This window comes from Vibrio sp. R-1 (assembly GCF_035615595.1).
GTDB classification, from domain to species: domain Bacteria; phylum Pseudomonadota; class Gammaproteobacteria; order Enterobacterales; family Vibrionaceae; genus Vibrio; species Vibrio cholerae.
The window spans coordinates 1-22,792 of sequence record NZ_WPDC01000055.1 but is presented as its reverse complement, the minus strand read 5'-3'; the positions used below and the strand labels follow the sequence as shown (position 1 = coordinate 22,792).

19 protein-coding genes are annotated in these 22,792 nt (G+C 46.7%); 8 read left to right on the top strand and 11 right to left on the bottom strand.

The annotated features are described in order from the left end of the window. Positions 1-108 precede the first annotated feature (108 nt). Together GOU96_RS12100 and GOU96_RS12095 are read right to left on the bottom strand one after the other, a co-directional pair. Positions 109-1,134, bottom strand: coding sequence for an acyltransferase (locus GOU96_RS12100; protein ID WP_267780836.1), 1,026 nt, complete (start codon positions 1,132-1,134; stop codon positions 109-111). A 130-nt stretch (positions 1,135-1,264) separates the two neighbouring features. Beyond that, a complete protein-coding gene (locus GOU96_RS12095) occupies positions 1,265-2,221 on the bottom strand; it encodes an AEC family transporter (RefSeq protein WP_267780847.1) in 957 nt (318 codons plus the stop codon). Between the two features lie 313 nt (positions 2,222-2,534). On the opposite strand from GOU96_RS12095, the gene GOU96_RS12090 reads away from it, so the two are divergent. Continuing rightward, a complete protein-coding gene (locus tag GOU96_RS12090; protein ID WP_001081270.1) occupies positions 2,535-3,923 on the top strand; it encodes an SLC13 family permease in 1,389 nt (462 codons plus the stop codon). A 97-nt stretch (positions 3,924-4,020) separates the two neighbouring features. On the opposite strand, the gene GOU96_RS12085 is transcribed toward GOU96_RS12090, so the two are convergent. Beyond that, on the bottom strand, positions 4,021-4,656 hold the full coding sequence (locus tag GOU96_RS12085) for a DUF2057 family protein (protein WP_113628973.1): 636 nt from the start codon (positions 4,654-4,656) through the stop codon (positions 4,021-4,023). A 431-nt stretch (positions 4,657-5,087) separates the two neighbouring features. Between GOU96_RS12085 and GOU96_RS12080 the strand changes: the two genes are divergently transcribed. The 4 genes from GOU96_RS12080 to GOU96_RS12065 all read left to right on the top strand — a co-directional run bounded on the left by GOU96_RS12080 (position 5,088) and on the right by GOU96_RS12065 (position 11,651). After that, positions 5,088-7,634, top strand: a complete 2,547-nt coding sequence (locus GOU96_RS12080; RefSeq protein WP_267780833.1) for a glycosyl hydrolase family 18 protein — start codon at positions 5,088-5,090, stop codon at positions 7,632-7,634. A 365-nt stretch (positions 7,635-7,999) separates the two neighbouring features. Then, positions 8,000-8,734: an IclR family transcriptional regulator gene (locus tag GOU96_RS12075; RefSeq protein ID WP_001006058.1), complete on the top strand. Its 735-nt coding sequence runs from the start codon at positions 8,000-8,002 to the stop codon at positions 8,732-8,734. A gap of 6 nt (positions 8,735-8,740) precedes the next feature. Further along, positions 8,741-9,577, top strand: coding sequence for an arginase family protein (locus GOU96_RS12070; RefSeq protein ID WP_042988266.1), 837 nt, complete (start codon positions 8,741-8,743; stop codon positions 9,575-9,577). A gap of 196 nt (positions 9,578-9,773) precedes the next feature. Continuing rightward, on the top strand, positions 9,774-11,651 hold the full coding sequence (locus GOU96_RS12065; protein ID WP_001960843.1) for a PhoX family protein: 1,878 nt from the start codon (positions 9,774-9,776) through the stop codon (positions 11,649-11,651). A 59-nt stretch (positions 11,652-11,710) separates the two neighbouring features. Here the strand turns inward: GOU96_RS12065 and GOU96_RS12060 are convergent, their stop codons facing one another. Continuing rightward, on the bottom strand, positions 11,711-12,541 hold the full coding sequence (locus tag GOU96_RS12060; RefSeq protein ID WP_033930258.1) for an HDOD domain-containing protein: 831 nt from the start codon (positions 12,539-12,541) through the stop codon (positions 11,711-11,713). 229 nt (positions 12,542-12,770) lie between these two features. Here GOU96_RS12060 and GOU96_RS12055 point away from each other — a divergent pair, with 229 nt between their 5' ends. Then, positions 12,771-13,523 carry a phosphatase PAP2 family protein gene (locus GOU96_RS12055; protein ID WP_000647545.1) on the top strand — a complete coding sequence of 251 codons (753 nt, stop codon included), beginning with the start codon at positions 12,771-12,773 and terminating at the stop codon, positions 13,521-13,523. Between the two features lie 57 nt (positions 13,524-13,580). On the opposite strand, the gene GOU96_RS12050 is transcribed toward GOU96_RS12055, so the two are convergent. From GOU96_RS12050 to GOU96_RS12025, 6 genes are all read right to left on the bottom strand, one after another. Further along, positions 13,581-15,365 carry a M28 family metallopeptidase gene (locus GOU96_RS12050; protein ID WP_142546825.1) on the bottom strand — a complete coding sequence of 595 codons (1,785 nt, stop codon included), beginning with the start codon at positions 15,363-15,365 and terminating at the stop codon, positions 13,581-13,583. A 245-nt stretch (positions 15,366-15,610) separates the two neighbouring features. Further along, positions 15,611-16,828, bottom strand: a complete 1,218-nt coding sequence (sstT, locus tag GOU96_RS12045) for a serine/threonine transporter SstT (protein ID WP_042988264.1) — start codon at positions 16,826-16,828, stop codon at positions 15,611-15,613. A 341-nt stretch (positions 16,829-17,169) separates the two neighbouring features. Continuing rightward, positions 17,170-17,622, bottom strand: a complete 453-nt coding sequence (locus GOU96_RS12040) for a copper chaperone PCu(A)C (RefSeq protein ID WP_042988263.1) — start codon at positions 17,620-17,622, stop codon at positions 17,170-17,172. 13 nt (positions 17,623-17,635) lie between these two features. Continuing rightward, positions 17,636-18,217, bottom strand: a complete 582-nt coding sequence (locus tag GOU96_RS12035) for an SCO family protein (RefSeq protein WP_000042312.1) — start codon at positions 18,215-18,217, stop codon at positions 17,636-17,638. Continuing rightward, positions 18,214-18,633: a hypothetical protein gene (locus tag GOU96_RS12030; protein WP_000992660.1), complete on the bottom strand. Its 420-nt coding sequence runs from the start codon at positions 18,631-18,633 to the stop codon at positions 18,214-18,216. The genes GOU96_RS12035 and GOU96_RS12030 overlap by 4 nt, the downstream gene beginning before the upstream one ends. 201 nt (positions 18,634-18,834) lie before the next feature. Then, positions 18,835-19,746: a DUF368 domain-containing protein gene (locus tag GOU96_RS12025; protein WP_001108562.1), complete on the bottom strand. Its 912-nt coding sequence runs from the start codon at positions 19,744-19,746 to the stop codon at positions 18,835-18,837. A 553-nt stretch (positions 19,747-20,299) separates the two neighbouring features. Here GOU96_RS12025 and gltS point away from each other — a divergent pair. Beyond that, entirely contained in the window at positions 20,300-21,526 is a 1,227-nt protein-coding gene (gltS, locus tag GOU96_RS12020; RefSeq protein WP_001071807.1) for a sodium/glutamate symporter, read from the top strand. A 78-nt stretch (positions 21,527-21,604) separates the two neighbouring features. Here the strand turns inward: gltS and GOU96_RS12015 are convergent, their stop codons facing one another. Beyond that, positions 21,605-22,363 carry a PilZ domain-containing protein gene (locus GOU96_RS12015; protein ID WP_001088584.1) on the bottom strand — a complete coding sequence of 253 codons (759 nt, stop codon included), beginning with the start codon at positions 22,361-22,363 and terminating at the stop codon, positions 21,605-21,607. Positions 22,364-22,494: 131 nt separating this feature from the next. Here GOU96_RS12015 and GOU96_RS12010 point away from each other — a divergent pair, with 131 nt between their 5' ends. Next, positions 22,495-22,779, top strand: coding sequence for a GNAT family N-acetyltransferase (locus GOU96_RS12010; RefSeq protein WP_000024343.1), 285 nt, complete (start codon positions 22,495-22,497; stop codon positions 22,777-22,779). The last annotated feature ends 13 nt before the right edge of the window (positions 22,780-22,792 follow it).

Here is a 22,792-nt window from a genome sequence, read left to right as displayed (position 1 = left end):
TGAACTCATTTGCCGCCTACCTGCTACGCCAAGTTGTTTGGGGATAAGTACTATTTCCGGTAAACAGTAAAGGGAGCTATGGCTCCCCTTGTGGTTTCACGTTTATTGTTACCGAAATAACAAGTGCTTAAGTGGTGTACGTTCTAAGCCTTTCACGAGCAGATAAGTGGTGAGCAAAGTGCCAAATAGAACCAGTGTGTCTTTTTCTAATCCAGTAAGCCCTAAAAATCTGGCAAGGTTCATCATCATGATCACCACTAACAAGTGACTGACGTAAAAGCCGAGGATGCTTTGTGATAGTGAAAATACCCAAGGCTTTCGGCCTAGATCGGGTTTGGCGAGTAGGAAAAGAAACAGCCCAATCGCCCACAAAGCGGTGCCAAACAGATAATCATTGGTGTTAAACACCTGCCCATACTGATGTAAGCCATAGGCTTCGACGAAGTGAAAAGCCATTCCCAGCATCGCCAATAACAACGCAGAGCGCGATTGCCACAGGATGTGCCTTTCACGAATCAGATAACCGACCACGACAAACAAGGAGCTGAAAAATGGGCCGTTACGAGTATAGATGGGCGCACTCATGCCAGTGACGACGGCGCTGCTTCCTGCAAATTCACCGTAGAGGTATAACCCGATGGCAAACGGTAGCATCCAGTGTGTTTTTTGTTGGCGGATCAACAGTGCCATGATGGCGACCGCAATCATCAGTGCGGGTAAAAACCAAAGGTGTACCAGCCCGCCTTCAAACAGTGAGTTAAGCGGGTGTTGCAGCAAAAATCCCCAATAGCCAGAGCGTTCGGCAAGGTAGCCTTGATTTACCATCACTTCGAGATTGAAGGGCATCAATAGGCTAATTACACTCCAAATCACCCATATCCTCAGTAATGGCGAGCAGTAATTACGCAAGGTTTGCATTGGGTTGTGGCTGAGTTTGGGTTGAATTAAATAGCCTGAAATAAGGAAAAACAGTGGAACAGCAAAACGGGTGGATTGGTTAAATAAATAAGCTACCCACGGTTCATCACCGAGGAACCAATAAGTGGTAAACAGTTGGCAATGCAAAGCAATAATGGCCAGCATGGCGATCACTCGCCCAAGTTCAAGGCTGGCGATTTTCGGATGATTAGGCATAACGACACTCGGCAAAATGAAAAGGCCGACATTACGTTAATCAAATGGTCATTCTTTTGATTTCCATCGCCTTTTTTTGCTGTCAAAAAAGGAGATCGCCAATTTGCGATCCAGTGCTCATCTGTGGTGATTAGATCACACCAAAACTAGAAAGCAGGAAAATACCAAGCGTACAGGTAAAGAGTGAAAACACGGTGGTCAGGGCGATAATATTGGCTGCCAGTGTCGCATTTCCACCCATGGCTCTTGCCATCACATAACTGGCTGCCGCGGTGGGCGCGGAGGTCATCAAAAAGAGTAGGCCGAGATCTAAGCCTCGAAAGCCAAGTAGCCAAGCGCCACCGGTAATCAGTAAAGGTGAGAGAATTAGCTTATAACCGGTCGCAAACCAGGCAGAATGGCGATCGTCTTTCAACGAGTTGAGATTCAGCGAGCCGCCCGTACAAAGTAGGGCCAGTGGCAAGGTCATATTGGCAAAGTAGTGGCCAGCATCAGTGACAATTTTAGGGATCGGTACACTGGCGAGATAACATAGAAAACCAAGCACAATCGAGATGATTAACGGGTTTTTGGTGAGTGTTTTAAACATCAATTTTCCCGCTTGCCAACCATTACTTTCTCCACGTGGTGTGAGAGCAATCACCGCCTGAATGTTGAACAAAACCGTGGTCGAGGCGACGTAGATAGCCGCAAGGGCGACCCCCGCGTTGCCATAAGTGTTGGCAACATAAGCCAATCCAATAATCGCGGTGTTGGCTCGAAAGCCACCTTGCGTGATGACTCCCCAATCATGAGGTCTGTCGATCAGTTTTCGAGTGCTAAAGAGAGTGAAGAGAAAAAACAGCATATTGGCAATTAAGCTGTATATCACTAAGGAAGTGCTTGAGGAAAAATCGTGCTTTGAACTGACGATGCTCAAAAACAGCATCGCTGGAAGAGTGACCTGAAAAACAATCCGCGACGCGACTTCAATAAAATTCTCATTGATCAGGTTAATCCGTTTAAAAAGCACCCCCAAACCGAGCATAAGGCAGATGGGGCCTGTGATGGTGGCGGAAAACTGTAGTTGAGCAATGATGTCTGTCATATCAATCCCTTGGATATACGCTCGCAAGCTTTGCATTCTTCCACAGATCGCGGTGAAGACAAATTGGAATTTGTGGCAATTCTCTGTGAGCGATTTTTGCGCATCTGGTATCCGAGTGGTGAATAAGTTTTAAACGCTTGTATAAATTTCCTGATTGCAAAGTGTTCCAACAATGAATTTCAAATCATTTCAATATGTTAAATTTGTAATCACGCTTTTGATAAGCTTAACAATTTTGCAATGATAATTATCTTTTCTGTTTAAATCTGTGGGATCATGGCGTCGCCTAAAGGCCCTCATAAGGAAAATAATAATGAACAGAAACGATAGTGTCCCTTTGCCCACCAATACCCGAGAATGGTTCCTTCATCGTAACAGCCTGATTGTTTTGGCGGATGTTGCTCTCTTTCTCGCGCTCTACCATTTTCTCCCCTTTGAACACAATGTGGTGTTGGGGATCAGTATGCTCGCCTTCATTGCGGTGCTTTGGTTAACCGAAGCGCTGCACGTGACGGTCACCGCGATTCTTGTCCCCGTGATGGCGGTTTTTTTCGGTATTTTCGAAACCCAAGCGGCGCTGAATAACTTTGCCAACTCGATCATTTTCCTATTTTTAGGTGGTTTTGCACTGGCAGCAGCTATGCACCATCAAGGACTGGATAAAGTGATTGCCGATAAAGTCCTCGCAATGGCGCAAGGCAAAATGAGTGTGGCGGTGTTTATGCTGTTTGGTGTGACCGCGCTGCTCTCGATGTGGATCAGCAATACCGCCACAGCCGCCATGATGTTGCCTCTCGTGTTGGGGGTATTAAGTAAAGTCGATGCAGATAAACAACGCAGCACTTACGTGTTTGTTCTGTTGGGCGTCGCTTACAGCGCAAGTATTGGCGGTATCGCGACTCTGGTTGGTAGTCCTCCGAATGCGATTGCAGCGGCTGAGGTCGGACTCTCGTTTACTGACTGGATGAAGTTTGGTTTACCGACGGCGATGATGATGTTGCCAATGGCGATTGCAATCCTTTATTTCCTGTTAAAGCCGACTCTCAATGGCACGTTTGAATTGGACCGTGCTCCGGTCAATTGGGACAAAGGTAAAGTCGTTACCCTTGGCATCTTTGGTTTAACCGTATTTTTATGGATTTTCAGTAGCCCAATTAACGCTGCACTGGGTGGTTTCAAAAGCTTTGATACGCTGGTGGCGCTAGGAGCGATTTTAATGCTCAGCTTTGCACGTGTTGTGCATTGGAAAGAGATCCAGAAAACCGCTGATTGGGGTGTATTGCTGCTGTTTGGTGGCGGCCTGTGTTTGAGTAACGTGCTGAAACAGACCGGAACCAGTGTATTTTTAGCCAACGCTCTGAGCGATATGGTTTCCCATATGGGGATCTTCGTGGTGATTCTAGTCGTGGCGACCTTTGTGGTGTTTTTAACTGAGTTTGCGAGTAACACCGCTAGTGCGGCTCTGCTGATCCCTGTTTTTGCCACCGTGGCAGAAGCGTTTGGCATGTCGCCAGTGCTCTTGTCGGTATTGATTGCGGTTGCGGCCTCTTGCGCCTTTATGCTCCCAGTGGCAACCCCGCCGAATGCTATTGTATTTGCCTCCGGCCATATAAAGCAGAGCGAGATGATGCGCGTTGGGCTTTATCTCAATATTGCGTGTATTGGACTGCTCACCGCGATTGCGATGCTGTTTTGGCAGTAAGTCATTGTTTATGGAGCGATAAAAAACGAGGCCTTTGAGGCCTCGTTTAGTTTTGTATTCCACTTTTTGCGTAGAGCAATCAGCAGAAAAAGAGTATTTATTGTTGATTAACGAAGGCTTTAAAGCGAGCTTTGGTCTCAGCATCCGCTTTGTTGTACCAAAAGTGCAGCATTTCTTCGGCTGCAGCCATGGCCGTCGCATTGGAAATCTCTTGCTGAGCGATAGGCTGAACCGCCATTGAGCTGGTTAAGGCCGCCACACCCCCTTTCTTATTATATTCAGCGGTTTCAAACTCAAAGTTACGCCCAATCTGCATGCCTTCTTTGATAAGACGATCTTGGCGCAATTCTACAGCTTTACCTTGTTGATCAAGTAGTTGCCACTGCATGGTTTTGATGGCTTTGGTCGCCTGAGGGGCATCTCGATACTTAGGCATATCAAAACGGAGTGCTTGGTTGGCAGCGTCAAAAGTTGCAATCACCACTTCACTATCGATGATGATGCGATCATTGCCTTGACTGAAATAAGGCGAGTAACGAAAGACAATTTGCTGTTCACCATCCTCTAATTCTAGCTTTTTCGTGGCGTCAAAAAAGCCGCCTGAGAGTTTAGGGCTACTGCCATTTACGACCAATAGATCAATCGTATCTGGGATCTCCATAGTGACTTTGGCACTTGCTGAAGCAGCAAAACAGAGGGCAAGCAAACAAGTCAGACGCTGCATAGGTTTCATTTTTCAATCCTTTTTGTGTATTTCGTTCTGTGACGAGCGCTGCAAAGGGTGCGCTTTTGATAGCGAAAAGGCAAGGTTTGACTCTCACAAAGTGAAGCAAATTCACTGAAACTTAACAGAAAAATGGAGTTGGATGCATTTCGTACAATATAAGGTAAATGTGCTGCTAATTAGCAGGCTGATAGCGTAAATCAATCCATAATGCCAATTTGTTTTGTCAAAATTCTGAATTCTTGACTCAAGATTGCTTAATTTCTGCAACTCCTCGCGGGTTTCGGAAAATTAGCGACTTGTGACTCGAAAAGTGATTAATTTTTTTTCGCAAATAAAAAAGTCTCTCTGATACTGACGTTCGAGGCTGTCATGGATTTCATGCGTAGATTGGCAGCTTGTGTAAAAAGTGAAACATCTAAGGAAGAGAGATAAAACTTATGAATCGAATGACTTTGTGCGCCGCAAGTATCGCTTGTGCTTTAGCGAGTACCGCGATGGCAGCACCCTCGGCTCCTAGTGTTGACGTGTATGGGTCGAACAATCTGCAATTTTCGAAAATTGAACTCGCGATGGAAACCACCGCAGGTTACAACCAAATGGTTAAATACCATGAGGAAGCACCGATCACGCTCAAGTTCAACCAATGGAGCGGTGTGACGGGCAACACTTATAAAATCTATTTTGATGGGGTTGAAGTTGCCACCGGTCCAATCAGTGGTAGCCAAACTACCGCCCAGTTTACTTATCCTAAGGGTGGCGTTTATCAATTGGTGATTGAAGCGTGTGATGCCACTGGTTGTACTAAGAGTGCACCAAGCGAAATCACTATTGCGGATACCGATGGTTCACACCTCAAGCCATTGAAAATGAACGTTGACCCTAACAATAAGTCTTACACCATCCCACAAAATACGGTGATTGGGACTTATTTTGTTGAGTGGAGTATTTATGATCGTAAGTTTACGGTGGATAACATCCCAGGGCAGAACCTAACGCATATTTTGTATGGTTTTATTCCGATCTGTGGTCCAAACGAATCGTTGAAATCGGTTGGCGGTAACAGTTTTAACGCTCTGCAAACTGCGTGTAAAGGTGTGCCAGATTTTGAAGTGGTCATTCACGATCCATGGGCTGCTTATCAAAAGAGTTTCCCTCAAGCGGGTCATCAGTACAGTTCACCGATCAAAGGTAACTACGCCATGTTGATGGCGCTGAAAAAAACGTATCCTGATCTGAAAATCATCCCATCGATCGGTGGCTGGACACTCTCTGATCCGTTCTTCAGTTTCACAGACAAAGCGAAGCGCGATGTGTTTGTCGCTTCAGTGAAACGTTTCCTGCAAACGTGGAAATTCTACGATGGCGTAGATATTGACTGGGAATTCCCGGGCGGCGGCGGCCAAGCGGCTGATCTTGGCGATCCGGTAAAAGATGGCCCAGCTTACGTAGCCTTGATGGCAGAGCTGCGCGCTATGCTTGATGAGCTTGAAGCGGAAACGGGTCGTAAGTATGAACTGACGTCGGCTATCGGTGTTGGTCATGACAAGATTGAAGATGTGAACTACGGCCAAGCCGTTCAGTACATGGATTATATCTTCGCAATGACTTATGACTTCTACGGCGGCTGGAATAACGTACTGGGCCACCAAACGGCGCTGTACTGTGGTTCATTTATGCGCCCTGGCCAATGTGACGGTAAAGGCGTGGATGAAAATGGCGAGCCGTACAAAGGCCCAGCTTACACGACCGATAACGGTATTCAACTGCTGCTCGCCCAAGGTGTTCCACCGAGCAAGCTGGTAGTGGGTGCGGCTATGTATGGCCGTGGTTGGGAAGGTGTGACGCCGGCTTCACTGAAAGATCCTAACGACCCAATGACCGGCGTTGGTAATGGCAAGTTGAAAGGCACGACAGCACAAGGTGTTTGGGAAGCGGGTGTCATTGACTATAAAGGCGTTAAAAACTTCATGCTGGGTGCCAATAAAACTGGCGTGAATGGTTTTGAATATGGCTACGATGAGCAAGCGGAAGCACCTTGGGTTTGGAACCGTACTACAGGTCAGCTCGTCACTTTTGATGATGATCGCTCTGTGAAAGCAAAAGGGGCTTACGTACGTAACCTTGGCTTAGCGGGTCTGTTCTCATGGGAAATCGATGCAGACAATGGTGACATCCTGAATGCAATGCATGAAGGTTTAGCGGGTGGCACAACGACACCGCCAGTAAACAAAGCACCGGTTGCGAATGCTGGAGCGGACATCACGGTTACTGGGCCAGCCGCCGTATCTTTGGATGGCAGCGCTTCAAAAGACAGTGATGGAAGTATTGCAAGTTACTTGTGGGAGCAAACCGCAGGTCCTGCTGTGACCTTGACGGGGGCAAACAGTGCTAAAGCGAGTTTTAACGCTGCAGAAGTGACTGAGAAGCAGACGTTTACTTTCAAACTGACTGTGACAGACAACAAAGGTGCTACGGCAACCGATACTATGGTGGTCACCGTCAATCCGAAGTCCACCACACCTGTGAACACGGCACCTGTTGCGGCAGTTTCTGCTCCTGCATCAGTCAAAGCCGGAGCAACAGTGGTGGTTGATGCTTCCGCGTCGAGTGATGCTGACCAAGATCCGCTGAGTTTTACTTGGGATCTGCCTGTCGGCATTAACGCCACCGTGCAAGGAGCCAAAGTGACGTTTGTCGCCGGTGAGTATAGCCAAGACACCAGCTTAAGCTTCACTGTGACAGTCAGTGATGGTAAAGCGACCAGCACAGCCTCTGCTTCAGTATTGGTTGAGAAAAAAGTTGGCGGTGGTGATGCGTGTACTAACTTGTGGAATGCCGATGCCATTTATACTGGTGGTCAGCAAGTGACTTGGGCAGGCAAGACGTGGGAAGCCAAATGGTGGACCCGCGGAGAAGATCCAAGTAAGTCAGGCCAGTGGGGTGTATGGAAAGACCTCGGTGCCGCGAGTTGTTCTACTCATTAATCGGCTGCATCTGAGCTGGCCTCAGACGTAACGATTCTCAACAGATAAGAGAGGCTCTGCCTATGCAGAGCCTCTTTCTATTGGTGTACTCTCGGCATACATTCGTCGTAAAGGGAATGGCCATTCTCTTGGTGGATAAGGGACGACCTCTTCCCCAAAATACAAACAGCGGCAAAGCAAAAGAGGCGTCGCTGCGTTGAACAGGCTTTGTTTTTGGACTGAGTCAGCCTTATTTTTCTGGTTAATTTGCTCAATTTCTCTCTCATTCTCACTCATTGGGAATGCAATCCTTTAATTCTTCTCTATTTCTCGATATACAAGAATCAAGATTTGAGGTGCCCACCATTAAAGGCTAAAAAGCACACATGAACGAAACAAAGATTTCAGCAAACCAAGTTAATGAAAAATCACTGCAATTGCTGATGCAAGTCGCAGTAAACCCAGAACCTGTCTCTGCAAAAGGACTCAGTGAACAACTGCAAGTACCGCTCAGTAGCCTATATCGACATTTGAAGCTGCTGAAAGAGTGGAACTTGATTGAAGAGAGTCCGCACGACAAAACCTTGATCATCGGTCCGGCGGCATTGCTGCTGATGAGAAGTTACGAAACCAGCCAACATAACCTCGATGCGGTTGAAGCTGTGTTAAGTCGTCTACAAAAACAGACTGGGGAAATGGCCGCGTATATGGTGCCTGTTGGTTATCGAGCCCTATGCGTTAGCCAAAGAGAAAGTATGCAGGCGCTTCGATGCAGCTTCGTCCAGGGTCAAAGTCAACCACTGCTTCGAGGTGCCTCATCTAAAGTAATGTTGGCGTACATGCCTGCAGCTCGTTGTGAAAAGATCCTGCGTTATTTTGGCGAAGATCCGACGTTAGACAAGTGGCAGAGCGAGTTTGAAAAAATACGTCGTCATGGATATGCCGTGAGTACCTCTGAAATTGATCCCGGTGTTTCGGGGATCAGTGCTCCGGTGATGAAAGGGAGTAAGTTGATTGGTGCAATTTCGGTGATGGCTCCAGCCCACCGAGTCGAAAGCAACAAGCAACGGATAATTTTACATGTATTGCAAGCCGCACGGGCGTTGCCACCAGAAAGGTAATTGATCATGCTTAGCTTATTCAAACGCTACCGTTTACATCGTACATCCAGTCATCCAACGTCTACGTTTGGCTTTATGACCGTGTGTCAGCGCGTAAAGCCGATGTCGCTGGTAGAGTTTGAGTTTGCGCAGCAAAGCTTGGATGTCGCTTCAGATTGGTTGTATCAGCAGCAATCTACGCCGAAATACGCCGATGCCAGTCATTATGTGTTGGATGGCCAAACTCAGGCTAAATACCAACAAGCCTTGAATCAATCCGTGGCGTTGGGAGTTATTCCTGTTGCTTTTGCTAACTGCCATGAAATTCTCTTGCACAGTTTGCCTTCGTTAACCCAAGACGGCGCCAGTGTAGGAATGGTGCATATCGGACACGGTTTTGAACTTAAGCAAACACTGGATCTGCAAGTGGGCAGCGCTTTTCACTTTGCTTTAACGCGTTTTGCACAAGCTAAGCTGTTTTGTATTGGGATTGATACAGAGCACACCCACGCGCAGACTTTAGAGTATGCCGAGGATCTGGGGTGCGATTGGGTCAGTCATGAAGAGTGCGGTTTTTTAAATCGCACTCAACTCAAAGCCCAACTGAGTGGTTATATTGAACACTGTGAGCAGTTGATGATCAATATTGACCTTGCTTCTTTAGTCCCTGGGAACGGTTTGGAAACCCATAAGGTTTTAGACAATCAAGTGGTATTACGTGTCCTGCGACAAATGATACTGTCTGGCAAAGTTCGTTACATCCAGTTGGTTGGCGCAAAAGATAAGCTAATTTACTCAAAGCAGGCCAAAGAAATTGTCGATGAATTGATAAATTTGGCTCCACACTTGGTGCATGCGGCTTAATTTTTCTTATCCATTTCACATTAAAATTAGGGCGCTATCTTGAAAGAGATAGCGCCCTAATTCTTTGGTTTATTTTATTATTGTCATTTTTTAGCAACAGAAATTTCACCGAGCAGTCATCTTGGGCAGCTACTCTTGCGCAACATCTAATTAACCTGAACTCTCAGGATATAAACATAAAGTCAAGGAGCCCCCAATGTGGAAGCGTGATGAGCAAGAATCCCAGTTTAGTGAAATGATTGAAGCGCAACTGTCTAGACGCCATTTTTTGGCGGGCAGTGCGGCAGTGAGTGCCGGCGCGTTTTTAGCCTTAAATCCGGTTGCGAGTGCGGTGGCTGCGCCAGCCACATCAAACCTACTGAATTTCTCAGCAATCCCTGTGTCAACAGAAGATAAAGTGATTGTGCCTAAAGGCTATAAAGCCACTCCACTCATGTCTTGGGGCGATCCTATTTTTGCGAATGCGCCAGAATTTGACCAAAGCGGCAAGCAAGACTCAAAAGCACAAGAGAAACAGTTTGGCGATAATACGGATGGCATGAGCTTTTTCCCGATCAGCGAAGATCGCGGTGTGCTCGCGATCAACAATGAATACACCAATTACGAGTATCTGTTTGATCATCAAGGTAAAGCGATGACGGCGGATGATGTACGTAAAGCGCAAGCCGCGCATGGTGTGACTATTGTGGAAATCATCAAGCGAGGCAACACTTGGCAAATTGATCGCGAAGGTCAACGTAATCGTCGCATTACGGCTTACACTCCGATGTTAGTGACAGGCCCTGCAGCGGGACATGATTTGTTGAAAACAGCAGGAGACCCAACAGGACTGAATGTTCTCGGCACGTTGAATAACTGTGCGAATGGTGAGACGCCTTGGGGAACCTACTTAACTTGTGAAGAAAATTTCAATGGCTATTTTGGTTCTGATGACGAACAAAACAAGTTGACCGATCAACATAAACGTTATGGTGTTAAAACGGGTGAATCTGACTATCAGTGGCACAAGCACGATGCACGTTTTGATGTGGCAAAAAATCCAAATGAACCAAACCGCTTTGGTTGGGTTGTGGAAATTGATCCGCATAATCCGAACTCTACGCCACTGAAACGTACCGCTCTTGGCCGTTTTAAACATGAAAATGCGGCACTGGTGATTAATAACGATGGCCATGTGGTGGTTTATCTTGGTGATGATGAGCGCGGCGAACATCTGTATAAATTCGTTTCCAAGCATCGCTACCAAGCTGGTAATGATCAGCAAAACCGTAATCTGCTGGAAGAGGGCACCTTGTATGTCGCTAAGTTCGATATCAATAAAAACGAACTGAAAGGCAGCGGACGCTGGATGGAGCTGAGCTTTGGCAAGAATGGCCTCACTCCTGAAAATGGATTCAAAGATCAAGCTGAAGTGCTGATTTTTGCTCGTCAAGCGGCGACCCAAGTGGGTGCAACGACTATGGATCGACCAGAATGGGTAGCCGTGCATCCTGATAAAAAGCATGTGTTCTGTACGCTCACCAACAACAAAAACCGTGGTAAAGAAGGTCAACCTGTTGGTGGCCCGAATCCACGCGAGAAGAATAACTACGGGCAGATCGTTCGTTGGATGCCAGCACAGGGCGATCACACCAGTGACGTGTTTGCTTGGGATCTCTACTTGATTGCAGGTAATCCAACCGTTCACAAAGGCACCCTATACGCGGGTAGCGAAAACATTTCGGCAGACAACATGTTTAACAGCCCAGATGGGCTTGGTTTTGACGCTGCAGGTCGTTTGTGGATCCAAACCGATGGTAACTACTCTAACCAAGGTGATTTTGCTGGGCAGGGGAATAACCAAATGCTGTGTGGTGACCCAATCACAGGTGAAGTGAAACGCTTCTTAACTGGCCCTATCGCGTGCGAGATTACGGGATTAACCTTCAGCCCTGATCACAAAACCATGTTTGTTGGTGTTCAGCACCCGGGTGAAGAGGCTGCTCCATCGCATTTCCCTTACGGTGGTACAAGCAAACCTCGTTCAACCATCATGATGATCACCCGTGAAGACGGCGGTGTCATCGGCGCATAAAGCGTTGTCAATTACCCTTTTCATCCCAAGAAGAACCAGCCTCTTCTTGGGATGTTTTTTTAGGCCGCCATCATCTGTGTGGCCAACTCCTTTCCATTGCCGCGTACCCGATCAATGGTGGATTGAAAGGCAGCAGAAATGCTGAGTAAACGCGAGTCAGGATGGTCAGCAAGGTAGATCGATTTCTCTTTGCTTTCCGTGAGCTTATCCCAACTGAAGTTAATATCGCGGGCAAAGTGAATCGCCACCGCCAGTTTGGGGGAGATTTCGGCTTCACGGGGTTCATCAAAATGTTTAATGGCATCAACCATTTCCGAAGGGAATTTCCACTCTTTTGCCAACATCGCACCAATGCGAGGCGCTGAAATACCTAAGACCTCTTCTTGAGCGCTGAGCGGATCCATGCCTTGGGCGATTTTCTGTTGGATCAGTGAGGCCTCGGTGGGCATCAAAGTATGAATCATGAGTTCGCCAATGTTATGCAGCACGCCAGTGGTAAACGTTTCTGACTTATCCAAACCGACTTGTTCGGCAATCTTGCTGGCAATTAACGCTGTTTCAAAGGTATTGGTCCAGTAATCATTCAGATCGAGAGTTTCAACTTTTGGAAAAGTACTGGAGAGGACGGAAGCAACAACGAGAGTACGAACCGACTCAATGCCGACTCGGATGATGGCATCGTTTACGGTAGCGATATTCCCGTTACCACCAAAATAAGCAGAATTAGCCATACGGAGCAAACGCGCTGTCAGGATTTGATCCAGCGTGATTTTTTTGCTGAGCTGATGAAAATCCACATCAGGCTGATTGGCCATATCCAGCAATTCTTGTAGAACTTTAGACAGTCTAGGAAGTTCATTTAAACGATTGAGCATTGTGTTTCTCACCATGTTCATTCTCCTTATCTGGTGACTAATCCAAACTATAGGTAATGCTTTTTGTACTATCCAACCTAGGCATGAAAAATTTAGTTACATTATTGTTATTTAAAAGTTAATAAAATTGCTGGCAGATCGAAGGAGGAAATGAACGTTTTTTTCCAGCAAATTGACACGATATTGGCATTACCGGACAGTGGTTTTCTACAATGCGCATACTGTGTTCGGGTGGAGTATGGTTATGAAAGCACGCATCATGAGCTGCAAACGTGCCTTGGTTTTACTGCTGACGTTTGTCCTTCTATTAATTCCTTTAACCCTGTTGTCGCTGCAGCTGGATTTTACGCAACCTGTAAGTGATTCAGTTGGCCGTGCCATGACGTACTTAACGCATTCTGCAGGCAAAGAGGGTTTTCTATTCACATTGTTTTTTTTGGTGTGCTGGGTTGGGTGGCGTTGCCACATTCCTCGTCATCAATGGCTGAATAAATCCATTCAATTAATGCTGTTACTTGGCTTGGCCATGGTGCTAAAAATGGGGATGAAAGTGGTTACTCAAGAGCCGAGGCCATACACTGAACTGATGACCCAATCCTTACTGCTGCCTAATGCTGGCCATTTCTATAAGTTAGCGCAACCCAAGCAAGAAGCCTTAATGTTGGCGATGGAAGAGAAAGTGAGCCCTTGGCGGGTGATGCACTGGCAAGGGGAAACGGATTTTTCTTTCCCATCTGGGCACACGGTGTTTGCCATGGTCTGTTTGCTCTATTTTGGTAGCTTATTAGCGGAAAAAAAGCACTATCTCAGTCTCGGTGCGCTGCTGATTTGGGTGAGCGGAGTAGCGTATAGTCGATTGTGGCTTGGTATGCACCATCCGGTGGATCTGCTTGGTGCGGCTTTGTTGGTCGGCGTATTGTACTTATTGGTTCCGCAGCAATATCCATTGCAACACCCACGTTTTAAGCCGTGGTTACGACGTTGGCATCTGGTATAAAAAATGGGCATTTGATGCCCATTTTTGGTTTGAATGCATGTCAATCGATGAGAGAGATCAGAATTTCTCTTGATCGAAATCGCCGTGGAAGTGGCCGTGATCCGATTCACTGTGTGCAGCTTTCAGTGTCGTACCAATCCGGTGTTTTTCTACTGGCTGTATACGGAAGCTCTGTTTTGCCATTGTTTTAGGCTGAGCACTCACCTCTGCCGGGAATAGTGTTTTGCTCATGGCATAGTAGGTGGTGACATAGGCCAAGGCTTGAGTGTTTACATACAGAGCCTTTTGGCTGATGTTGTTGAGATCATCACAAGCTTGGTGATAACAGTGGTCGTAAGCCACATCAATTTCACCGCCAAATTTCACCACTTCTTCCGCTGTTTTGGTTTTTTCTGCTCCAGTGAAGAGACCACCAAAAGCGACCCCCCAATCGGCAAATCCCGCATAGTCGGAACGCTTAGAAAGCGCTTGAGGAATGGTGCCTTCTCCTTTATCGGTGAAAAATTGATTGAAGCGAAGTTCGATGTCTGAAGTGCCAAATGGTGGCTTGAAGTCCCCCGTGTAGGCGTTATCTGGGCTATCTTTGGTATCCGACAGATCGCCATCCATCACCCCGAAAATGTAGTTGGGTGAGCCAATCATATCGAAGTTCAGATAGAGCTTGATTTTGTTGAGCTGAGTATAACGAGCTTCAACAAGATCTTTTTGTGCCTCGGTCAGTTGTGCTGGGTCGCTAATACCGAGTTCATCCATGATTTGCTGTTGGGCTTGTTGGTAAATAGGCTCGAAAAGGGTTTTGGTGTAGTGATTTGAACCAACCAACCCAGCTTCTTCCGCAGCCCACCAAGCAAAGCGGACTTTGTTTTTCACGGGAACTTTGAGCTTAGCTAGCTTCTCTGCATATTCTAATAAGCCTGCGGTGCCGGAGCCGTTGTCATTAATCCCCGGGCCTTCAGGGACTGAGTCTAAGTGAGCACCTAGCATGACGATTTGGTCAGGATTTCCTTTGCGAGTTTCGGCTAAAACGTTCTGTGTCACAATCATCTTATCGTCAACATTGAGCGTTAGAGTGACAGGTATCGCCGCAGATTGAGCTGCATCGAACCAGTTTTTACCCAGTTGGAAAGTCACACCGAATGCAGGAATCGTTGCTGTGCTGGTATTGCTTAAGGTGCCACTGAATAAGCCAGTACGGCCTGCACTGTTGCCTTGGTTGAATACGATCACGGCTTTAGCACCAGCTTTTTGAGCATTGACCACCTTGTCGCTAAAGCCACAAGTGCCGCGCTGGATAACGGCAATTTTCCCTTGTAGGTCGATCCCAGTAAAATCCGAGGCATCACAACCATCACTGCCATCGTAGTTGGGAGAAGAAAAGTCAAAGTCAGGGGTGATGAAAACTAATTCACCAGTTAATTCTCCATTAGAGCTGCCTGCATAAGAGAGTACGGAAAAATCGCCTTCTGTTCCTTCCGGCGCTTGTTTAGCGCTGATCAGATCAACACCGGCGACATTCAGTTTGGTACCGCCAAGCTCTGCCCAAGAACGAAAATCAAATTCTTGAGTCGTCACTTCGTAACCGAGCTCTTTCATCGTTGCGATAATGTAATCAACGGACTCTTGATAGCCCTGTGAGCCCGCTGCGCGAGTAAGCGTGGTGCCATCTGGAGTAGGGGAAGCGATTCCTTCAAGCGTTTGCAGGTGATCCACCACATCACTGCGACTGATGGATTGGCTGACTTTGTTAGCAACCCATTGAGGGTCGTCCCAATAACATCCACTCAGTAATGCGGTGCTGATTGAGGTGGCGAGTAAAGTTTTGGTTGTAGTGCGTACTTGCATCATAGACTCCTTGTTTCAAGTTGACAGAGTCATTGTTTCGCACAATTGTTGTTAATTAAATGTTAATTTTGTGTATTTTCTACATCATGAATTAAGGTCAAAGATTAATGAGAAATAAAGCAACTGATTGCCTAATATGAGAAAGTTGATCACAGAAATTAGATATTAACCCATTGTTATTAATGGATTTATTAATAAAAAAGACGCCCATTGGAGCGTCTTTTCACAATCATTAAGCGGAAAGTTTACGCGCGCTTTTCATGCTCTGCTTGGCATACGGCTGCCGTGAAGAGAACGTCGGTTGAGCTGTTCAGAGCTGTTTCGGCTGAGTCTTGAATCACGCCGATAATGAAACCTACCGCAACAACCTGCATCGCGATGTCATTGGAAATCCCAAACAAACCGCACGCGAGTGGAATAAGGAGCAATGAACCGCCCGCCACTCCAGAAGCACCACAAGCCGAGACCGCTGCAACCACACTGAGAAGTAGTGCTGTCATCAGATCCACTTCAATACTCATGGTGTGTACCGCAGCAAGAGTCAGTACTGTGATAGTAATTGCTGCGCCCGCCATGTTGATAGTCGCTCCCAGTGGGATAGAGACTGAGTAAGTATCTTCATCGAGTTTGAGTTTTTCACACAGTGCCATGTTGACCGGAATATTGGCAGCACTTGAACGCGTGAAAAATGCAGTAACCCCACTTTCACGTAGGCATTGTAAAACCAGAGGGAAAGGGTTACGGCGAATTTTGTAGTAGACAATCATTGGATTGACGACCAGAGCGATAAAGGCCATTGCGCCAAGTAGAACCGCCAGCAACTGCGCATAACCAGCAAGTGCATCAAAGCCTGTGGTGGCAAACGTTGAAGCCACTAAGCCAAAAATACCGAAGGGTGCGAGACGAATGATAAAACGCACGATTTGGGAGATGCCGTGGCTAAGGTCTTCAAATACCGCTTTGGTGGTCGATGAAGAATGGTGCAGTGCCAAACCTAAACCCACGCCCCAAGCTAAAATGCCGATGTAGTTCGCATTCATCAAAGCGCTGACTGGGTTATCGACCAGCTTGAACAACAAGGTGTTGAGTACTTCGGCAATGCCTTGTGGCGGTGTTGCGCCTTCAGCGCCGGTTGCAAGTACGAGCGTGGTCGGAAATAGGAAACTTAAAATAACTGCGGTCAGTGCTGCTGAAAAGGTGCCAAATAGGTACAACACAACGATTGGACGCATGTAGGTGTGTTGGTTTTTCTTCTGGTTGGCGATTGAAGATGCCACCAAAATAAACACCAGCACTGGAGCAACGGCTTTCAGTGCGCCTACGAATAAATTACCAATTAATCCCACTTTTTGAGCGTATTCTGGTGAAAAAGTAGCCAGCGCAGCACCTAATAGGATGCCGGCTAAAATTTGTAAGACCAGATTTCCACGCACCAAACGGGCTAGAAACGAGTTGTTCTGCATAGTTATCCCTGCGAATCATAAAAAATTTGAATTATTGTAGCTTCAGTCATTAATCCTGAAGGGCTCCAATATTAACCGCACAAGATAGTGTGTCTACCGATAATTGATATTTGCCGTGATAAGTTGTGTATTTTGAGAGGAAATAAGTAATTTGTTGCTTAACGTTGATAATGCAGAGATTCCTTATCGTTTTTGTTGTCTGGGTATAACAAGGGCAACAAAAAAGGGTGAATCCATCACCCTTAATTTTTGAGATATTCACTTCCTACTTGAAGCGACAAGACTTTGGACTGCAATCTAGTCTAAGGTTTGTTGTTGAGCGAGATAGGCGTCCAAGAGGCTTAGTGTGAGCTGTGCTCAGCCATACCGGACAATACTTTTTTCACCGGTGCCGTAATCATTTGCTTCTCACCGTTTTTAAACGTGATTTCCACCTCGATGTTCTCGCCCTCTTGCAGTGGCTTTTTCAATTCAAGCAGCATGATGTGAAAACTGCCCGGTTTGAGCACTAAAGTCCCTTGAGCGGGGATCATAAACTCAGGAACTTGGCGCATTTTCATCACATCGCCTTCTTTAATGACGTCATGCAGCTCCACTTTGGCAGCCACTTCGCTGCTGGCGGAAACAATGTAGCGCTCCACATCACTGTGGTTCATGACCTCACCAAAAAAGGCGCTATTGACTGCGGCAGGCGGAGTCGCGCGCGCATAAGCTTGGTGAATCATGATGTCTGATTGAGCTAAGGCAGATGTGCTAAGCAGCAGGCTAGAAAGAAGCAAGGTATTCAGTTTCATTAAATTATCCTTTTTATTGAATGACTTTCTTTATGGCATCCACGATGGGTGTGGGGTCTTGGGTATGCGGCACTTTATTGATCAAGGTGCCATCCGGCTGCAAGAAATAGAAATAAGAGCTGTGATCTAAGGTGTATTTCAGCTCCGAATTGGGTAATTCGGTTTTACGAAAAATCACACCGTACTTTTGCGCAATCTGGTTGGTGGTTGCAACGGAGCCAGATAAACCTTCGATCATTGGATGAAAGTAGTGGGCGTATTGTGCGGCGAGTTTGGCATCATCTCGCTCCGGATCAAGGGAGATAAACATCGGGCGTAACTGCGCCTTCGTTTTATCATCGACTTGGTTTAAGGCTGCGGAGAGCATGGCTAAAGAGGTTGGGCAGACATCAGGACAACGTGTAAAACCAAAATAGACAATTCGAATTCGTGGGTCGGCTTGATCGAAAATGGCGACAGCTTGCTGATTTTCTCCCGATAGGGTCAGTGGGGTAGTCACCTGTGCGGCTAATTTGTGTTGGCTATCCAAATAGGCTTTGACACCAAATCCTAGGGTAAACGCCACCACTAATATCAATGACCAATTCTTACTCATCGTTCCATCCTAATTGCTGGGTAAACCGTCTGTTTGCCATCGCTAAGCTCACCAATCCAAGTCATCGCATCCGAAGTACAAACGGGCAGAATAATGTCGGCGCTGTATAGGCCATCACCGTTGGAGGATAAAGAAAACTTGGCACTGCCCATATTCATCTCAAGTCCCTCTAAAGTGAGGATCAAATTTTGTGCATCCGTATTGGGCCAGTGTACGGTGAGCCGATTGGCAACTAATGGGTGGGCTTTATCTTGAGCTAGGGTCATGGTGACACCCGCTTGCTCACAGCTTTGCCGTGATAGTTGACAGTAATCGTTAAGATCAGGTTGAGGCGACTGGAACCAAGCAACAAGGTCGCTGGCAAAAAAGCCAGCCCCAAGAGCCAGCAGGATCGCAATCCCTTTCAGTGCGTTCATCACATCGTATTCCGAAGTTGCGTGAGTGGGGAAGATGTTAGCATGCTCTCTATCCGTTTCGAGATTGAACACCGAGGAAATGTGCCGTGGCTCTTAGAAAAATCAAGGCGATATTGTCTTTCTACTTGCAGAAACCGCAGTACTCGTGAGGAAACTTCACCACCGCATTGTGCGGTGGTGAGCCAGTTTCAAAGCGGTTGGCTACTTTTCGGCGTATTTTTCTAAACCGAGAACTAAAGCGACTGCGGCTAGCATGAGTACCAGCGCTAACAACCACTGAGATGGCTGTGACGTAAGCGTTTCAAATTCAAACGGTGATAGGTTGCGTTGCAGCAGTGGTACTTGCTCTCCGCTGGAATTGACCCGCCAAGAGAGCGTTTCTTTCCATGGCCAAATTTTAGGCAGGGTGCCGAGCATCAATCCGGTTAGGAAGGTCAGAGTCACATCGCGGTAACGGCGTAAAAGCCATGACAGGACATGGGAAAAACTGAGCAATCCAATCACACATCCGGTTAAGAAAATCAGCAGAATGTCCAGTTGGAAGGTTTTCACTGCGCCCAAAACAGGCGCATACATACCGATCAGCAGTAAGATGAAGCTGCCGGAAATGCCAGGCAGGATCATGGCACAAATCGCAATCGCACCAGAAATCAGCACATTGATGTAAGTGGGCTCAAGGTGTAGTGGTTTAAGCACGGTAATGCCGTAGGCGAAAATGGCTCCGGCAATCAGCCACAGGAGACGAGAAAGCTTTTTTTGTTCGATTTGGCGCAGCATATGCCATACCGACACCAAAATCAGGCCGAAGAAGAATGACCAAATAGGAATAGGATGCGTGACTAATAGCCAAGAGATAAGTTTGGCTAAGGTGGCGATGCTGGTAAAAATACCACCGAATAGCGTGATCAAAAACAGGCCGTTGATGTGACGAAATACTCCCGCCAAGCCTTGCGCTTTCCATACCTTGAGTAAGCTAGGATTGATGCGGCGAATGCTTTCAAGCAGAGTATCGTAAATGCCAGTAATAAAGGCGATGGTGCCGCCTGATACACCCGGTACCACATCAGCGGCGCCCATAGCTAGACCTTTTAAATAGGTGCTCAAGTAGTTCATTGTTTTTCCTGCCAATTGAATAAGGCCGTCATTATACCTGTTCTTTGTTAACTTGCAGCCAGACGCGATGTGTCTCCCGCATGCTCAACAATGAGGTTCATATTCATATTGCGGTTTGTTGCAAATTGCAATTTGCAAATTGCAACAAATGATGAGATGAGTGAGAATTTTCTGACAAAGTATCACAAAAATCAGGGGTTAATTAGTTGGCACGCTTCGTGCATTAGTTTAGGTGACCCTTGTTAAGCCGAGGGTCACCTAGCCAACTGACGTTGTTAGTGAATAGTATTGTTCACATCATATATAAGCCAATCGCGGTTCTTGCGATTGGCTATTTTTTTGTCTTTTGGGTATGATCGCCCGCTATTTTCACTGCTTTTTTGTTGATAATTAGCATTAAATGGAAATTTGTCCGTGCAATATCATTGCTTTATGTGGCCTTGTGGCCGTTTATTAGAGGATAACTATCGCTGATGTTGTGTTCTGGTGTCACCTAACGGGTCAAGACACCCGCTTATCAAGGAGAGATGAGCCTGAATAATAAAGAGGTACTATGAATCAGATCATTTCAATTGGAGCATTAGAGTCTTTTCTTATTGCTATCAGTGTCCTGTTTTTAGGTCACTTTATTAATGCCAAACTGCCCATTTTAACCAAGTTCAACATTCCAGAGCCGATTGTGGGTGGGCTTATCGTCGCCTGTGTGATTACTGCGTTGCACTTTCACGGTATTGATATGGAATTTTCACTGCCGCTGCAAAATGTCTTCATGTTGATGTTCTTTAGTACGGTGGGCCTTGCGGCCAACTACACCCAACTGATTAAGGGTGGCGCGAAGGTGTTTCTGTTTTTAGCCGTGGCTTCGGTGTTCATCATTATTCAAAACGGTGTGGGCGTTTCGCTTGCAGCAGGTTTAGGCTTAGATCCTTTACTGGGCTTGATCGCAGGCTCCATCACACTCTCTGGAGGCCATGGCACGGGAGCGGCTTGGGCAAACACGTTTGCCGAAAATTATGGCCTTGCCAATACGTTAGAAATCGCGATGGCATCTGCCACTTTTGGTTTGATCATCGGTGGGATTATCGGCAGTCCAGTCGCGCAGAAACTGGTTGATAAACATGGTATTGAATCTGAGTATGGGCGCGGCACACAAACCCACTCTCGTTTTCCTGAACTGGTCACTTATAACGAATATGAAGAAGATAAAGTCACCGCCAAAAAGGTGATTGAAATCCTGTTTATCTTGCTCATATGCGTTACCGGAGCAAAATACCTAGAAGCTTGGGTTAAAACCTTTGAAATTCGTTGGTTGATGATCCCCGATTTCGTTTACGCCCTGTTTATTGGTGTCTTTATCACCAATCTGCTCGAAGTCACTAAGCTGCGTAAGGTGGATGCGGAAACGGTGGATATTTTAGGCACGGTTTCTTTGTCGCTGTTTCTCGCTATGGCTCTGATGAGCCTGAAATTGTGGAATATCTTCGATTTAGCACTGCCGTTTTTGGTGATCCTCGCTATTCAATCGGTCGTGCTGGGCGTCTTTTGCTACTTCGTCACCTTCAAAGTGATGGGGGCTAATTATGATGCAGCGGTGATTTCGGCTGGGCATTGTGGTTTTGGTTTGGGGGCAACGCCTACCGCGGTGATGAATATGGGATCGGTCGTAAAACGCTTTGGCCCTTCACCACAAGCGTTTATGGTGGTGCCGATCGTCGGTGCTTTTTTTATCGACATCGTTAACCTAATCATCTTGCAGGGGTACATTTCGTTTTTGGGATAATACCGAGCTAGCCCTCCACTTCACGCACAAAACCCCGAGCCGCGATGATCGTGGCTCGGGGTTTTTAATCCCAATTTGTTACGCCTTTTTCTCGGCATTAAGAGTCAGTTTGGTGCCGTTAAACTTAAGCTGTGCGAGCAAGTTTTTGGCGTTATTTCGACCCTCTTCATTGAACTCTAAACCATAACGAGCATGGTGCAGTGAGCGCTGCAAGTTACAGATTTTTCCGGTCAAAGGCGGGAAGGTTTTTGTGCCCCTCAAGTCTGAAAAAATCTCTAACGCGACCAAATCCCCGACTTGGTACGTTTTGCCTAAAGGCGGCGTGATGAAACGGCAACCACTGCGTGATAAATCGCGCAGTTCACAATCCCCACGATGCTCATCAAACAGTACTTTGCCGGCTAAATTTAGCTCAAATCTCGGCTCTTTACGTAATTGAGAGACTTGCATGGTATTGGGAATGGAGAGAAAAGCCATGGGAACCGGCTCTTGTAAGATGTGCATCAGTTGGCTGCGGAAATGGATCAGCGCTCCTTCACCGCGTGGAGAAATCGCGCGAATATTCATCCAAAACCCTTCTTGGAAGAAATACTGCAGATCATCAGCCGATATTTTGGGCATTTCCACCAGTAAAAACTTATCCGTATGAGTACCAATAAACGGAGTGCGGCAGACGAATTTTGTTCCGACAGGGGTCGTAATACTTAAGGTCAGCTCACTACTGTGTTCAACCATGGCCAGCGCATCCGTGCTGTTGATGGTCGACACCGTTTTACTGCGTGGAGTCTCTGTTTGGCCATCATTCTCATCAATTTTTTCAGCGGGCCGTGAATTCATTTAACTTCTCCGTGTTGCGATACGACGTCGATGGGGTCGTAGAGTCCATTGAATTCTATGGTGAGATAAGTGTAGATTCAATTCAGCGAGTCACCAACTAATTTGATCTATCTATCAGAAAAGGAGTAAGCATGGCAAATACAGTGCAACATGATGCCAATAACCACTGTTATCGCGTGGCTTTGGAAGGGGAATATCAAGCCGTAGTGAAATATCAGCAGCAGGGAACGGTGCTGCATATTACCTCAACCCGTGTACCGGATGAGCTGCAAGGTAAGGGATACGGCAAAGTGATGATGGAAAGTGTGTTGCCTGAAATTGAACGTGCGGGTTTAACGATTGTGCCCGTCTGTAGTTATGTCGCACATTATCTTGAGCGTCATCCAGAGTGGCAGCATTTGCGCCATCGTCCCTAGTGAAAGGGTCATG

Bases quoted from the DNA above. Each gene is read 5' to 3' on its own strand.
- GOU96_RS12100 (WP_267780836.1), bottom strand. From the start codon at position 1,134: ATGCCTAATCATCCGAAAATCGCCAGCCTTGAACTTGGGCGAGTGATC.
- GOU96_RS12095 (WP_267780847.1), bottom strand. From the start codon at position 2,221: ATGACAGACATCATTGCTCAACTACAGTTTTCCGCCACCATCACAGGC.
- GOU96_RS12090 (WP_001081270.1), top strand. From the start codon at position 2,535: ATGAACAGAAACGATAGTGTCCCTTTGCCCACCAATACCCGAGAATGG.
- GOU96_RS12085 (WP_113628973.1), bottom strand. From the start codon at position 4,656: ATGAAACCTATGCAGCGTCTGACTTGTTTGCTTGCCCTCTGTTTTGCT.
- GOU96_RS12080 (WP_267780833.1), top strand. From the start codon at position 5,088: ATGAATCGAATGACTTTGTGCGCCGCAAGTATCGCTTGTGCTTTAGCG.
- GOU96_RS12075 (WP_001006058.1), top strand. From the start codon at position 8,000: ATGAACGAAACAAAGATTTCAGCAAACCAAGTTAATGAAAAATCACTG.
- GOU96_RS12070 (WP_042988266.1), top strand. From the start codon at position 8,741: ATGCTTAGCTTATTCAAACGCTACCGTTTACATCGTACATCCAGTCAT.
- GOU96_RS12065 (WP_001960843.1), top strand. From the start codon at position 9,774: ATGTGGAAGCGTGATGAGCAAGAATCCCAGTTTAGTGAAATGATTGAA.
- GOU96_RS12060 (WP_033930258.1), bottom strand. From the start codon at position 12,541: ATGGTGAGAAACACAATGCTCAATCGTTTAAATGAACTTCCTAGACTG.
- GOU96_RS12055 (WP_000647545.1), top strand. From the start codon at position 12,771: ATGAAAGCACGCATCATGAGCTGCAAACGTGCCTTGGTTTTACTGCTG.
- GOU96_RS12050 (WP_142546825.1), bottom strand. From the start codon at position 15,365: ATGCAAGTACGCACTACAACCAAAACTTTACTCGCCACCTCAATCAGC.
- sstT (WP_042988264.1), bottom strand. From the start codon at position 16,828: ATGCAGAACAACTCGTTTCTAGCCCGTTTGGTGCGTGGAAATCTGGTC.
- GOU96_RS12040 (WP_042988263.1), bottom strand. From the start codon at position 17,622: ATGAAACTGAATACCTTGCTTCTTTCTAGCCTGCTGCTTAGCACATCT.
- GOU96_RS12035 (WP_000042312.1), bottom strand. From the start codon at position 18,217: ATGAGTAAGAATTGGTCATTGATATTAGTGGTGGCGTTTACCCTAGGA.
- GOU96_RS12030 (WP_000992660.1), bottom strand. From the start codon at position 18,633: ATGAACGCACTGAAAGGGATTGCGATCCTGCTGGCTCTTGGGGCTGGC.
- GOU96_RS12025 (WP_001108562.1), bottom strand. From the start codon at position 19,746: ATGAACTACTTGAGCACCTATTTAAAAGGTCTAGCTATGGGCGCCGCT.
- gltS (WP_001071807.1), top strand. From the start codon at position 20,300: ATGAATCAGATCATTTCAATTGGAGCATTAGAGTCTTTTCTTATTGCT.
- GOU96_RS12015 (WP_001088584.1), bottom strand. From the start codon at position 22,363: ATGAATTCACGGCCCGCTGAAAAAATTGATGAGAATGATGGCCAAACA.
- GOU96_RS12010 (WP_000024343.1), top strand. From the start codon at position 22,495: ATGGCAAATACAGTGCAACATGATGCCAATAACCACTGTTATCGCGTG.